At 54.9% G+C, this 14674-nt stretch carries 9 protein-coding genes; 7 read left to right on the top strand and 2 right to left on the bottom strand.

Annotated features, from left to right (window positions below; translation table 11 throughout):
* Positions 1 to 8: 8 nt before the first annotated feature.
* Positions 9 to 3164, top strand: a complete 3156-nt coding sequence (locus C6A40_RS01130) for an efflux RND transporter permease subunit (RefSeq protein WP_045335435.1) — start codon at positions 9 to 11, stop codon at positions 3162 to 3164.
* Here the strand turns inward: C6A40_RS01130 and C6A40_RS01135 are convergent.
* On the bottom strand, positions 3094 to 4215 hold the full coding sequence (locus C6A40_RS01135) for a YbdK family carboxylate-amine ligase (RefSeq protein WP_021242649.1): 1122 nt from the start codon (positions 4213 to 4215) through the stop codon (positions 3094 to 3096). The genes C6A40_RS01130 and C6A40_RS01135 overlap by 71 nt on opposite strands.
* Positions 4216 to 4319: 104 nt before the next feature.
* Here C6A40_RS01135 and C6A40_RS01140 point away from each other — a divergent pair, with 104 nt between their 5' ends.
* From C6A40_RS01140 to C6A40_RS01155, 4 genes are all read left to right on the top strand, one after another.
* Positions 4320 to 5210, top strand: coding sequence for an oxidoreductase (locus tag C6A40_RS01140; RefSeq protein WP_045335436.1), 891 nt, complete (start codon positions 4320 to 4322; stop codon positions 5208 to 5210).
* A 117-nt stretch (positions 5211 to 5327) separates the two neighbouring features.
* Entirely contained in the window at positions 5328 to 5765 is a 438-nt protein-coding gene (locus tag C6A40_RS01145; protein ID WP_021242647.1) for a DcrB-related protein, read from the top strand.
* Positions 5766 to 5782: 17 nt separating this feature from the next.
* Positions 5783 to 10072: an RHS repeat-associated core domain-containing protein gene (locus C6A40_RS01150; RefSeq protein WP_058657627.1), complete on the top strand. Its 4290-nt coding sequence runs from the start codon at positions 5783 to 5785 to the stop codon at positions 10070 to 10072.
* 33 nt (positions 10073 to 10105) lie between these two features.
* The gene (locus C6A40_RS01155; protein ID WP_045335438.1) at positions 10106 to 10669 is read left to right on the top strand and encodes a hypothetical protein; all 564 of its coding nucleotides are present in this window, start codon (positions 10106 to 10108) and stop codon (positions 10667 to 10669) included.
* 667 nt (positions 10670 to 11336) lie between these two features.
* Here the strand turns inward: C6A40_RS01155 and C6A40_RS01165 are convergent.
* Positions 11337 to 12332, bottom strand: coding sequence for a YiiX/YebB-like N1pC/P60 family cysteine hydrolase (locus C6A40_RS01165; protein ID WP_072050932.1), 996 nt, complete (start codon positions 12330 to 12332; stop codon positions 11337 to 11339).
* 215 nt (positions 12333 to 12547) lie between these two features.
* On the opposite strand from C6A40_RS01165, the gene C6A40_RS01170 reads away from it, so the two are divergent.
* Together C6A40_RS01170 and C6A40_RS01175 are read left to right on the top strand one after the other, a co-directional pair.
* Entirely contained in the window at positions 12548 to 13150 is a 603-nt protein-coding gene (locus C6A40_RS01170; RefSeq protein ID WP_045335440.1) for a tyrosine-type recombinase/integrase, read from the top strand.
* Positions 13151 to 13576: 426 nt separating this feature from the next.
* Positions 13577 to 14326, top strand: a complete 750-nt coding sequence (locus tag C6A40_RS01175; RefSeq protein ID WP_045335441.1) for a hypothetical protein — start codon at positions 13577 to 13579, stop codon at positions 14324 to 14326.
* Positions 14327 to 14674 lie beyond the last annotated feature (348 nt).

Below are 14674 nucleotides of genomic sequence, written 5' to 3' on the forward strand. Positions count from 1 at the left end.
GAGCCATCATGCTGACGTTTTTCATCAAACGCCCGCGCTTCGCGATGGTGATTGCGCTGGTCATCACCCTGCTGGGGGCCATTGCGCTGAGAATTATCCCGGTGGAGCAGTACCCGCAGATCGCGCCGCCGGTGGTGAACGTCTCTGCCAGCTGGCCGGGCGCCAGCTCGGCCGACGTGGCGGAGGCCATCGCCACGCCGCTGGAGACGCAGCTGAACGGCGTGGACCATATGCTCTACATGGAGTCCACCAGCTCGGACGAAGGCACTTACAGCCTGAACATTACCTTTGCGGCGGGCACCGATCCGGATCTTGCCGCCATCGACGTGCAAAACCGCGTGGCGCAGGCCGTGGCGCAGCTGCCGACCGAGGCGCAGCAAAACGGCGTGCAGGTGCGCAAGCGCGCCACCAACCTGATGATGGGGGTAAGTCTTTACTCACCGAATAATACCCACACGCCGCTGTTCGTCAGCAACTACGCCAGCACCCAGGTGCGCGAGGCGCTGTCGCGTCTGCCCGGCGTGGGGCAGGTGCAGATGTTCGGCGCGCGCGACTACAGCATGCGCATCTGGCTGCGCCCGGACCGCATGAACGCCCTGAACGTCACCACCGATGACGTGGCGCAGGCGCTGCGCGAGCAGAACGTACAGGGCGCGGCCGGCCAGGTGGGCACCCCGCCGGTGTTTAACGGCCAGCAGCAGACCCTGACCATCAACGGGCTGGGGCGCTTAAGCCAGGCCGACGAGTTTGCCGACATCATTATTCGCGCCGGGGAGATGGGCCAGCTGGTGCGCCTGAAGGACGTCGCCACCATCGAGCTCGGCTCGCGCAGCTACAGCTCCGGCGCGCAGCTGAACGGGCACGACTCCGCCTATTTGGGTATCTACCCGACGCCGTCCGCCAACGCCCTGCGCGTGGCCGACGCGGTACGCGCGGAGCTGGAACGCCTCTCAACGCGCTTCCCGGACGACCTGGTTTATGAGGTGAAATTCGACACCACCTCTTTTGTCGCCGCCACCATTAAAGAGATCGGCGTCTCGCTGGCGCTGACCATGCTGGCGGTGGTTATCGTTGTTTCCCTGTTCCTGCAGAGCTGGCGCGCGACGCTGATTGTCGCCCTCGCCATTCCGGTGTCGCTGGTGGGCACCTTCGCGGTGCTCTACACGCTCGGCTACTCCGCCAACACGCTCAGCCTGTTTGCCATTATTCTGGCACTGACCATGGTGGTGGATGACGCCATCGTGGTGGTGGAGAGCGTTGAAACGCTGATGGCGGAAGGACAGAGCCGCACGGCGGCAACCGCGCTGGCGCTGCGCCAGATTGCCGGGCCGGTGATCGCGACGACGCTGGTGCTGCTGGCGGTATTTCTGCCGGTGGCGCTGCTGCCGGGGATTGTCGGCGAGCTGTACCGCCAGTTCGCGGTGACGCTCTCGACGGCCGTGACGCTCTCAAGCCTGGTGGCGCTGACCCTGACGCCCGCGCTGTGCGCGATGCTGCTGCGTCCGCGCCCGGCACAGCCCGCCGCCGTTTTCCGTGGGTTCAACCGCGGGCTGGACGCCACGCGCACGCTTTACACCCGGATCGTGAGCGTGTTCAACCTCCGTCCGTGGCTGGCGCTGCTGGCCACCGCAGGCGCGGCGGCGGTGGTGGTATTCAGCTTCATGTCGATGCCAAAGGGCTTCCTGCCCCAGGAGGATCAGGGCTACTTCTTCGCCAGCGTCCAACTGCCGGAGGCAGCCTCGCTGGAGCGCACCGAAGCGGTGATGACCACCGCGCGGGAGCTGATCGCCCAAAATCCGGCGGTGGAAGACGTGATTCAGGTCTCCGGGTTTAACATCCTCAACGGCACCAGCGCCTCCAACGGCGGGTTTATCTCCATCATGCTCAAAGACTGGAGCGCGCGTCCGCCGCTGGATGAGGTGATGGGTACCCTGCAGCGCCAGCTGCTGGCCCTGCCGGAGGCGACCATCATGACCTTCGCGCCGCCGACGCTGCCGGGGCTGGGCAACGCCTCGGGCTTCGACCTGCGTATCCAGTCTCAGGCGGGGCAGAGCCCGGCGGAGCTGGAGCGCGTCGCCCGCGAGGTGCTGATAAAAGCCAATCAGCACCCGCAGCTGAGCCGCGTGTTCACCACCTGGAGCAGCAACGTGCCGCAGCTGACGCTGACCGTTGACCGCGAGCGCGCCGCCCGCCTCGACGTGCCGGTATCGCGCATCTTCAGCAGCCTGCAAACCGCCTTTGGCGGCACCCGCGCCGGGGATTTCAGCATCAACAACCGCGTCTACCACGTGGTGATGCAGAACGAGATGCAGTGGCGCGAGCGTGCAGAGCAAATCAGCGAGCTGTTCGTGCGCAGCAACAGCGGCGAGCGGGTGCGCCTGAGCAACCTCGTCACCATCACGCCGACCGTCGGCGCGCCGTTCCTCCAGCAGTACAACCAGTTCCCGTCGGTGTCGGTGAGCGGCTCGGCAGCGTCTGGGGTGAGCAGCAGCACCGCCATGGCGGCGATGGGCGAAATTCTGGCGGCAAGCCTGCCTGCGGGGTACGACTACGCCTGGAGCGGCATGTCGTATCAGGAGCAGCAGACCGGCAATCAGGCGATCTGGATCGTGCTGGCGGCGGTGGTGATGGCGTGGCTGTTCCTCGTCGCCCAGTACGAGAGCTGGACGCTTCCGGCGAGCGTAATGCTCTCGGTGTTGTTCGCCCTCGGCGGGGCGCTGGTCTGGCTGTGGATGACGGGCTACGCCAACGACGTGTACGTGCAGATTGGTCTGGTATTGCTGATCGCACTAGCGGCCAAAAACGCGATTCTTATCGTGGAGTTTGCCCGCGCGCGGCGTATGGACGGAATGGCGATTGTCGATGCCGCGCGGGAAGGGGCCTCGCGCCGCTTCCGCGCGGTGATGATGACCGCCGTGTCGTTCATTATCGGCGTTCTGCCGATGATGCTGGCGACCGGCGCAGGCGCCCAGAGCCGCCGCATCATCGGCACCACGGTGTTCAGCGGCATGCTGGTAGCGACCGTGGTGGGGATTCTGTTCATCCCCGCGCTGTTCGTGCTGTTCCAGCGCCTGCGGGAGTGGGGCCACGGCCTTACGGACTCGTCGCCCACAGCTCGCAGTGCTTCTGCACCAGAGAAATCAGCGAGCCGCCGTCGGCGATAAAGTCCCGCATGCGCTGCGCCTCGCTCTTGCCCTGCTTTAACAGCAGGGCAATTTCATTGATTGCGCTTGTCGCGCCGAGCTTCTCGGCCGACGGCGCCACCTGCTCCAGCAGCCAGGCGATATCTTCCGCCACGGTTTTGTGCTCGCCGGTGTGCACGTCCGTCAGGATCCCCTCCAGCCCGTAGCGACACGCCTGAAAACGGTTAAAACGGTAGAGCAGAAAATCCCGTTCCTGATGCTTATACGGCCGCGTGGTCAGCAGCCAGTGCGACGTGGCCTGAATCAGCCCGGCGATGTTAATCGCGTGGCCGAGCGTCAGCGGCGTATCCATCACTCGCACCTCCACGGTGCCAAAATGCGGGCTGGGGCGAATATCCCAGTGCAGATCTTTGATGCTGTCGATCATGCTGGTGGCGCTCAGGCGGCGGAACAGCCCTTCGAACTCCTGCCAGCTGTTGACCCACGGCATCTGGCCGTTATCCGGGAACCCGGAGAAGATGTTGAGCCGCGACGAGGAGAACTTCGTGTCCGTGCCCTGCATGTACGGCGAGGCGGCCGCCAGGGCAATAAAGTGCGGTACAAAGCGCGACAGGCCGTGCAGGAGGTAAATGGCGTCATCCCCGGTCCGGCAGCCGACGTGCACGTGCTGGCCGAACACCGTCGCCTGCAAAATTAGATAGCCAAAGCGCTCCAGCGTGACGTTATAGCGCTCGTCGTCGCACACCTCCTGACGCTGCCACTTCTGGAACGGGTGCGTCCCGCCGCCGCAGATCTGGATATGCTGCTCCGCCGCCGCGCGCAGGATGCTCTGCTGCATCACCGAGAACTGCGCCGCCGCCTGGTCGATGGTCTGACACACGCCGGTGGCGATTTCGAGCATGCTTTCGGTGATGTCGTGTTTGACTTCACCGCCTTTGATGTCGTCTTTGACGGCGGCGATGAGCGCGGAGGAGTCCTGGCTGAGATCGTACCCCGGCGGGTTAACCACCTGCAGTTCGAGCTCGATGCCAAGGGTGAACGGTTCAGAGGATTTAAAATCAGGTAAAGGCATGGCGCACTCCGTTGTCTGTGAATGTTGAGTATAGACAACGGGTGTGGCGCGCTCGTCTCAGGGTGGTATAACTGATAGCAGGCTTAGCAAAAGGGGAGTGACACATGTCTGACTATCCAACCATTGCGCTGATTGGTCCCGGTGCGATTGGCACCACCATTGCCGCGGTGTTGCATGACGCGGGCCGCACGCCGCTGCTCTGCGGACGCACCGCGCATCCGGAATTACGCCTGCGTCACGATGAGGGTGAAACGGTGGTGCCCGGTCCGGTATTCACCGATCCGACTGCCATCACGCGCCCCGTTGACCTCGTGTTTATCGCGGTAAAAACGACGCAAAATGCCGACAGCGCCGGGTGGCTGCGCGCCCTTTGCGATGAAAATACCGTGGTCTGCGCGCTGCAAAATGGCGTAGAGCAGAAGGCGCAGCTTGAGCCTTTGGTCAGTGGCGCAACGGTGCTGCCGTCGGTGGTCTGGTTCCCGGCGCAGCGCGAGCCGGATGCCTCCGTCTGGCTACGGGCGAAGCCGCGCCTGACGCTGCCGGACGTGCCGCAGGCGCAGCGGGTGGTCGAAGCGCTTCGCGGTACGCGCTGTGAAGTTGAACTCTCGGCTGATTTCCCCACCGTCGCCTGGCGCAAGCTGCTGCAAAACGCGGTCGCCGGGCTGATGGTGCTCGCTAACCGCCGCGCCGGGATGTTCAGGCGCGAGGATATCAGCGAGCTTGCGCTGGCCTACCTGCGCGAGGGGCTTACTGTCGCCCGCGCCGAGGGGGCGAAGCTGGCCGATGACGTGGCGCAGGAGATTCTGGCGAACTTTCAGCGCGCGCCTGAGGACCTCGGCACGTCGATTCTCGCTGACCGTCAGGCGGATCGCCCGATGGAGTGGGACATCCGCAACGGCGTGATCCAGCGCTACGGCCGCAAACACGGCATTGCGGTGCCCATCAGCGACGTGGTGGTGCCGCTGCTGGCGGCGGGGAGCGAGGGGCCGGGTTAACGGTTACTGTTTTTCCGTTCGGCGAGGGCTGGCGTTGGGCAATAATCTGGGGATAGTCAGCCTTAAACACATATGCGAAACTTGCCGCTTCTGAAAATATGTGGTGGGACCCGCTCAATGTCAGAACTACATTCGCAGTGCCTTTTCAGTGAAGGACTGATCAGCGTTCCTGAGGGTTATCAGGATCGTACCGTCAACGTATTCGCGCCGCCCGCTGCGGATGCGCCGGCGTTCAACATCTCCCGCGATGCCCTCAATTCCGGCGAAGCGCTTGCCGCGTATATCGATCGCCAGCTTGCCCTGATGGAAAAACACATCAAGGGCTGGAAGCAGGGTGAGCGCAGCGCCGCTACGCTTGGCGATAATCTTTCCCTGGGTGAAATTGTCCATGCCAGCTACCTGCGCGACGGGAAACGCATCTGGCAGCAGCAGGCCGTGTTTAACGTCGACGGTGATAACATTCTGGTGTTCACCATGACCTGCACCCGCGCGCTGGGCGATGCCGACGGCGCGCTGTTTGGCGATCTTCTCAGGAGCTTCCGCTTCCACCATTAACTTCAGGGACCGTTGTTATGTTTGAAGCAGCACGCGTTGGTGATGATATCGGCCACTCCGGTGCGCTGGCCGGGATGATTGCCGGAACGATTGTCGGTGGCCTGATTGCCGCCGCCGGGGGCATTCTGGCGGGGGCCATGTTTATAGCGGGCCTCGGCGCATCCTGTCTTGGCGTGGGCGTCCTGCTCGTCGGTGCCAGCCTGGCCGTGGGGTATTACACCGGGGAGCTGGCAACCGCCGCCCGGGACAGCATCGCGGACGCCGGGGCATCCAGCATGACGAAGAAAGGCGTCATCACCTCCGGCTCGCCCAATGTGTATATCAATGGTAAACCCGCAGCCATGGCAACAGACAGCACGGTGAAGTGCTCTGACGACGGCTCGCAGCAGATGGCCGAAGGCTCTTCGCGGGTCTCAATCAACGGCCTGCCTGCGGCCCGCATCGGGGATCGCACCACCTGCGACGCGAAGGTGATGACCGGTTCGAACAACGTCATTATCGGCGGCGACCCGCAGCAAACCCTGCCCATTCAGTCTGAAGTCCCCGAGTGGCTCTACAAAGTCTCCGATCTTACCCTGCTGTTCGCCGGGCTTATTGGCGGGTGGGGCGGTGCCGCGGGTAAAGTCGGGGCGCTCTCTAAGCTGCTGGGCAAAATCCCCGGTATCAACAAGCTGGCCCGTATCGCCTGTCGCGCCGGCACGCTGATGACCGGCGTGGCGGCCGCGGGGATCATCGCTCGCCCGGTGGATATCGTCAGCGGACAGAAGTTTCTCAGCGGGGATGATGAGCTTGATTTCGTTCTTCCTTCCTGCCTGCCGGTGCGCTGGCAGCGCTACTGGCGCAGCGGCAACCCCGGCGACAGCGTGCTGGGCCGCGGCTGGAGCCTGTTCTGGGAAAGCCGCCTGGAGCATTATCAGGACGGGCTGGTGTGGCGCGCGCCGTCCGGCGATTACGTCGCCTTCCCGAAGGTCCCTAGAGGGCTGCGCACCTACTGCGAAAGCGAAAAAAACTGGCTTGAACATCACCAGGACGACAGCTGGTCGGTGTATGACGTCAGCGGCGATCGCTGGCACTATGCGCCGCTTAAGGATGATGCCCCGTCGCTGCTCCAGCGCATCTCTGAACCCTGCGGCAACGAGATCCTCTTCGAGTGGAATGCGGATCAAACCCTGCATGCCCTGACCGACAGCGCGGGCCAGCGCGTGGTCTGCCGCTACGATCGCGACAGGCTCCTCGGCGCCTGGCTGGATGACGAGATCTGTCTGGTCAGTTACGATTATGATGAACAGCGCCAGCTGGTCTGTGTGACCGGCCGGGGCGGTAGCGTGCGCCGACGCTTCCGCTGGCAGGACGGGCTGATGAGCGCCCACGAGGACGCCAACGGCCTGCTGAGCGAATATCGCTGGCGGGAGATTGACGGCCTGCCGCGCGTGGTCGGCTTCCGCCACAGCGGCGGCGAACAGCTGACGCTCGAATACGATTTTGATAACGGCACCCGCCGTGCGACTCGCGAAGACGGCGCGCAGGCGCACTGGCTGGTGGATGACGACGACAACGTTGCCCGCTTCACGGATTACGACGGTCGCCAGACGACGTTTGTCTACCGCGACGGCGAGCTCTGCGACGTCATTCTGCCGGGCGGCGCGATGCGCCGCAGCACGTGGGACAAATACGGCCGCATGACCAGCGAGACGGACCCGGCGGGCCGCCGCACGGAGTATCACTGGCATCGCCTGACCGACCGCATCACCCGCACGGTTTACCCGGACGGTACCTCATCGCAGGCCATGTACGACCTTCGCGGTCGCCTGCTGTCGGAAACCGACCCGGTCGGTAGCACCACCGCGTATCGCTATCCCGACGATGAAGAAAACCTGCCGGAAAGCATCACCGACGCCATCGGCGGCGTGGTGCGCCTGGTCTGGAACCACCAGGGGCTGCTGACGCAGCGCACCGACTGCTCCGGGAGCGTGACCCGCTTCACCTACGACCGATTCGGGCAGCTGATTGCCAGTGAGGATGCGGAAGGGAACATCACGCGCCGGGAGTGGAGCCGTGCCGGACTTTTGAGCGCCGTGATCCATCCGGACGGCAGCCGCGAGTCGCTGGTGTGGAACGAACGCGGCCAGCTCACGGGCTGGCGCGACCCGCTGGAAAGCGAGGTTAGCTGGGCCTATAACGCGCTCGGCCTCCCGGTCAGCCTCACCGACCGTATTGGCCGCGTGCGCCAGTGGCGCTACGACCCGCGCGGTAACCTGCTGCGACTCGATAACGGCAACGGGGCGGAATACCGCTTCACCTACGACGCCGTGGGCCGCCCGCTCAGCGAAACGCGCCCGGACGAGACCGTGCGCCATATGGAATGGGACGCGCGAGGGTTCCTCTGCGTGCTCGAAGAAAACGGCCGGCCTGCCGCCGACGGCGGCATCGCCCGGCGCGTCCAGCAGTTCAGCTATGACGACAGCGGGCTGCTGATCGGGCGCACCCAGCGCCACGCGGAGTACCGCTACTTCCGCGATCTGAGCGGCCAGATCACCCGCATTCGCCGCACGCCGACGGCCGAAGGCGTTGCCCTGGGTATCGAAAGCGATGAGATCGCTTACCGCCACGACGCCGCCGGGCGCGTGCTGAGTGAGTCCGGCATTAACGGCGCGGTGGGCTACGAATGGGATGCCCTGAGCAACCTGACCGGCCTGACCCTGCCCGGCGAGCAAAAGCTGGCCTGGCTGCACTACGGCTCCGGCCACGTCAGCGCCATCCGCTTCGGGCAGCAGCTGGTGACCGAGTTCACCCGCGACCGCCTGCACCGCGAGGTGCGCCGCACCCAGGGCGCGCGCGAGCAGTTCCGTCAGTATGACAGCCTCGGCAGACGCACCCTGCAGCGCAGCGAGCTGAACACGGACGTGACCCTGCAGCGCAGCGAGCTGAACACGGACGTGACCCTGCCGGAGCAGGCGCTGCTGGAACGCCTCTATCGCTACACCGCGCGCGGCGAGCTTTCCGGCGTCAGCGACACCCTGCGCGGAGAGGTGGACTACGGCTACGATGCCGAAGGGCGTCTGCTGAAGCACTACGAGGCCCGACAGGGGCACAGCCGCGCGCAGTACAGCTACGACGCCGCGGATAACCTCGCCGCCAGTGACGATCCGGTATCGGTCACGGATAACCGCCTGCAGCACTGGCAGGCGCTGTTCATGAAATACGACCACTGGGGCAACCTGGTCAGCCGCCGCAACGGGCTGTATGAACAGCATTATGCGTATGACGCCGAGAACCGTCTGGTGTCCGCCCGGGGAACCGGGCCGGAAGGGCGGTTTGAGGCGCGCTATCACTACGACGCGCTGGGCCGCCGCACGCGCAAAATCGTCACCACGACGCACGGCACCACCGACACCCGCTTCCTGTGGCAGGGCTACCGCCTGCTGCAGGAGCAGCAGGAGAGCGGGCTGTGCAGCACCTATGTATACGACCCGAATGAGGCCTGGAGCCCGCTGGCGCGGGTGGATCACCTTCGTGATCAGAGCAGCGGTGAAATTTACTGGTTCAACACCGACCTGAACGGCGCGCCGCTGGAAATAACCGACGAGCGCGGCGCGGTGCGCTGGAGCGGCCAGTACGGCAGCTTTGGCGAGGTGCGCCATCAGAGCGAAGGGTTCTCACGGCTTGTGAATCGCACGGCAATGCCACACCAGCCGCTTCGCTATGCCGGGCAGTACGCTGACGGTGAAACGGGGCTGCACTATAACCTGTTCCGCTACTACGACCCGCAGGTCGGGCGGTTTATCGTGCAGGATCCGATTGGGTTGAATGGTGGGTGGAACCTTTATCAGTATGCGCCGAATCCGTTGGGGTGGATTGATCCGTGGGGACTCTCTGCGCAAGGTTTAGTTCGTTATAAACCAGATCCCACCCTTAGCGCGCAGCCGGGAGCCAGGGCGACAGCAATAAGCCGAGCATGGGGAGAAGAAAGGGAACTAGTTGCGGCTGGTGGTGGAAGCCGAGACTGGACGGCCGCTGAACGCGAAGTAATATTAAGCACAAAAAATAATCGCCAATTATCGTCGGTTATGTCCGAAATGGGTTATACAGGCCATCATATCAATAGTGTGAAAGGTAATGGTGTTCTGGGAGGGAAATGGCAAGGTGATCCAAGGAATATTGTATTTCTCCAGAATGCTAATCATCCAAGCGGCTATGATGAGCATTTACATGGTCTACAAGGTCACCGTGGCAGCTATGAGACTCCAGGTAAAGGACGTTTGATAGACCGTAATCTTACCCGTAAGAATTTGAAGAGCTGTCAATAATATCAATGAATATGCTGAATGTGAGGTATTGTTATGAGTGAAATTGAAGAGTCTTTAAAAAAACTTGTTGCTGTTTGCAAAAAATACTCGCTGTCCGGGAGTTTCAATACAATTAATGACTTGGATAATACATTCCCGTCCAACTTACCTCGTTCAACAGATGTTGATTACTTATATAAAAATTTTAATCCTGAAAAGTTAAAGATTGAAACAGGCTTCACGCCAATTAAAATTCATTCTGTCAGTGAGCTCTCGAAGGCTCAAAGTGGTTATGAATACTTACCAAACAATTATCTTGTTTTTGGTGATGATTTAGGTGGAGGTAAACCTATAATTGCGGTTATCGATGAAGGGAATACCTCTGTCTATGCTAGTTATGATGTAATTGAACCATTTAAAATAGCTGGCAGTCTCTCTGGATTTATATTTTCATTAGCTGAGCTTATTGATTTGGTATATGGTCAATACGATATCTTTGATATAGCAGATGATAATGACGAAGTGAAAGATGACTTTATTGATGAGTTGCGGAAAAGAATTGTGCCTCTTATCGGTAATGAAGGTTTTAATGCATTCTATGATTATTTTTATGGCTAGGGTACATGTTTTTTGATGGAAAAACATGAGGTAATGATTATACGGATCGTCTAGTAGATGATCCGCATGAATATTTCTAACTACACTAGATGAGTTAGCTCTTCTGCCCGCGGGCTATCGGAGTCATGCTCAATCAGATACTCCACCAACCCCAGAGCATCCTCATAATCTTGATGCGACGTGCTCGAGCCTAAGGAAGGGAGCTCGCTTGTCAGATCGTTTGCCACTTTGATGGTTGCTGCATAATTCATTCTCCAGGTTGGAAACATTATATATGATGGTTGGCGGGTTGAGAATGTGGCAACTGTCATGGACCGCAGTTTGCATATGCTCGTGATAGCGGTGCTCATTTAATGAGTGCGAACATAATAAGAGGTGATTGTGTAAGATACGTCTGCTTTGTGCCAAAAGCGGACTCTACTAATATCATATGGAATATATAAAGAATCTAAAACGGAAAAGTACCAAAATTAAAACGATTGGTTTATAATCAAGAAAAAGTGAATGGTTAAAATTTAACACTTAACTATTCTTTATTTTATATAACCGTAAGGAGTAATGCGTATTAATATAACTGAACACTCTAAATTTTTTAAACCAAGCACTATAAAATAGCGCTTGGTAGAAGGAATTGATATTTAAACATCTCTTTATTAGCTTAACATATCTATCTTGATAATATAGAAATGGCGGTGTTTTTTCTTAAAACATCAGTGTCAATAAGTTTCCTGTATAATTTCATACTTTCATAGAAGAAACTAAGTTTATATTTTTCATATAGAATGCTGTATATATAAAACTCATTAGCATGTACATCAGCTGTATCAGCTCCAATATAATAGATATCATGTGCTAGCTCATTGATCTCATCATCATTTAAGCTTAATGAATTAACGTAATTCAAAAAATCTTTTACACCATATCTCCATGAGTTTATTTTTAAGTCAAAGTGAGCATGTACAAAGTAACCAAATTTATGTGCTGACGAAGTAACAGAATCATCTGCTTCGGGGTGAATTATTAGAAGCTTAATTATATCATGAATTGTTTGTATTTTTTTACCATATAATTTTCTCACTTCTTTTATCATGGATATGGTACTATTTTCAATCAGTTGTATTGGGTTGAATTTTTTTGAAAACGCAATTTCTTCTTCGCTGGCAATTTTTATGCAATCGATTACCTCATAAAAAAACTCAGACTTCATTATTTGTTTTGGACTACAGTAGTTTGGGTCCTTAACAATTATTCTTCCTGCTGCTTTGTATGATTGGGCAACTAGTCTGGAACAAAATTGTTTTTTACTGGCTGTATTTGTAAACGGAATTACAACGTAAATAGTTTCAAGTAAAGCATATACTGATAAAATTTTATTTCTTGCATATTCACAAATTTTAGATTTTTCCGCAGCGGTTAAATTTTTTTTTGGCCTGAATATCTTTACCTCATTGGGTTTGTTAAATAGTATCCGCTGGATGTTTTTTGCATATACTCCACCACTTACAGAATGAATTATAGTGCCATTAACACATAACATCACATGAGAGAATTTACTAAATGTAACCAGTCTCACGAACCAACTTATAAAACTTTTCTCAGAAGTGAAAATTACATCTCCGATCTCTAATTTTTCCTTCCGTATAATATATAATTCCTTTCGCATAATTATGTTCAACTATTTAATAGATAATAAGGATGTGTGGTTATTAATTACCATGATAAATCATGCGCTTTCATTTTTAAAGTGTTTTATACGCAGCGCACTCATTTAATACTACGCTATTAAAAATAGCCATTATTATAAATTATTTGAAGATCCGCTCCTCGCTCTTGAGGGACGACCATACTCAAATCACCCACATTGCAGGAGATTTAAGTATGAAAACCTTACCTTGGAACAAAGACCGTATCATCGGTCAGAAAAGTCCACTTCAGATATCTCATATCTGGGGGATCCGGATTAGACTTGAACTGGAAGTTAAAACACGCGATCTAGCTCTGTTTAACATGGCTTTGGACAGTAAGCCATGGGGCCGTGATCTGGTCAAACTCAAAGTATCAGATGTTGCATATGCCGGTTCTGTTTCAAGCAGAGCAACGGTATTGCAACAGAAAACCGGTAGGCCTGTCCAATTTGAGATAACCAATGGGACACGAGAAGCTGTTACTAATTTGATAAAGCTTGGCCATTTGCGCAGTAAAGACTTCCTGTTCCGGTCTTGGGTCGGTATATGCCAACACATATCAACCCGGCCATACAACCAAATTATTCATGGGTGGATAGCAAAGCTTGATCTCGAAGACTCACTTTACAGCACGCATTCTATGAGAAGAACAAAACCATACCTGCTCTACAAGAAAACAAAGAATCTCAGAGTGATCCAAATCCTTCTGGGCCACAAGAAACTGAAAAGTACGGTTCGTTATCTGGGCATTGAACTCGATGATGCGCTGGAGCTATCTGAATCGATCAAGGTTTGAGGTTATCATGGGCTGCGACAGCAGCCCTGTGCCAAGAGCAGACGTTGGTAATATCACTTACCTTCATTTGAAAGGCCATCTTCCTATGCTCGACTAACCAAGCCTTATAGATTCTCTGCATCTACCATTTGCCACTGATAGGCATTTTGCGAGTAGCTAAACATACGTCTTATGATTATAAGGAGATTTGTTAGATTGTTGATTGATGGAAGCAATGAAAGGCACTTTTGAACTACCTCAACTCGTATTCATTTCTGAAACAGTTCAGGGGGAAAAGATTATGCAAGATTACAACCTTGACTTTGCTGAGCCACTATGTTGAAAATTTATGTTGTGTGTTTTTTGATCAATTCAAATGATCGTGCTTTCCATTTACACCTGTTGAGGGCACAATAAGAGAACCTTTTAGCTAAACAATCCAAGCTCATGACTCCAAATATAAATATCAACGAACTTGATAATGAAAAAATATTTTTAACATTCCTTTTTATTGTGTTAATCATGGTTTTTGTCTTCATTTTGTACAATTCAACAAAATTTATAAATTCATTGCCCCTTAAAGAAAAGAAATATTATATTAAAAGATTTTTTACTAATATCAGTGCGATTGGTGTGACATACTCCATCCTTTCTAGTTTTTTATATATTAATAAAGGGAAAGACATAACGATAGAAAGGAGCGGTCCTGTAGGAAAAACGGAACCAAAACTGAAAAATTTAAACAACTATCTTGAAGAGGAGTATTCTAGTGCAAAAACCACTCGCATGATATTTATCAATCTATTCTTTATATCTACTATTTCAGTGATATGTGGTTTCATATGGCTTGATAAATTATCTTATGAAGTTAGAATAACTATTGCCTGCTTGTATTTTGGTCTTAGTTTGTTCGTCCTATTTGTAATAAAGTCCTGTTATTCAAGGACGGCCGTTATAATGGCAATACTAGAAGATCAACAAAAAAAGGATGACATCAAAGATTTCTTCATTAAGTATAAAAAAGGGTCAGATTTAAATGAACGCGACATCGAATTAATTAAAATTATATGCGTATCTCGTTCTGAGCGAGAAAAAACTGCTAAACATCCTTATGAAATAATACTAAAAAACATCTCTGGTAGCAGTTTAAGCTTTGGAAATAGCAAGTTAAAAGTAAGTGATGAAGAAAAAAAATGACTATTTACCCAGAAATTAATATATAAATCGGGTTAAAATAGGCGGGACGTTTATGTTGGCACTTCTGCTGTTGGTGGAAACGATAAGGATCGGCCAACGTCCATGGGGCATTCAATCGTTCCTAGCGCACCCGCGCTGGGAACTTCCTTTTAAACGTCGTGCCTGATATGTGAACGACTATGAGTACCGTTTTGGGATACTTTTTCAACGACATTATCGCCTCCTAACAATTAATGTCTCTAATTCTTCCTTGATTGCACACATCAATTCACCTCAGTCGGTTATTCGTGGAATGGCACGTCGCGCATGATTGAAATCCTACCTGCGCTTTCCTCTAACAACCGCATA

Source organism: Enterobacter sp. GER_MD16_1505_Eko_090, from assembly GCF_003331015.1.
GTDB classification, from domain to species: Bacteria; Pseudomonadota; Gammaproteobacteria; order Enterobacterales; family Enterobacteriaceae; genus Enterobacter; species Enterobacter roggenkampii.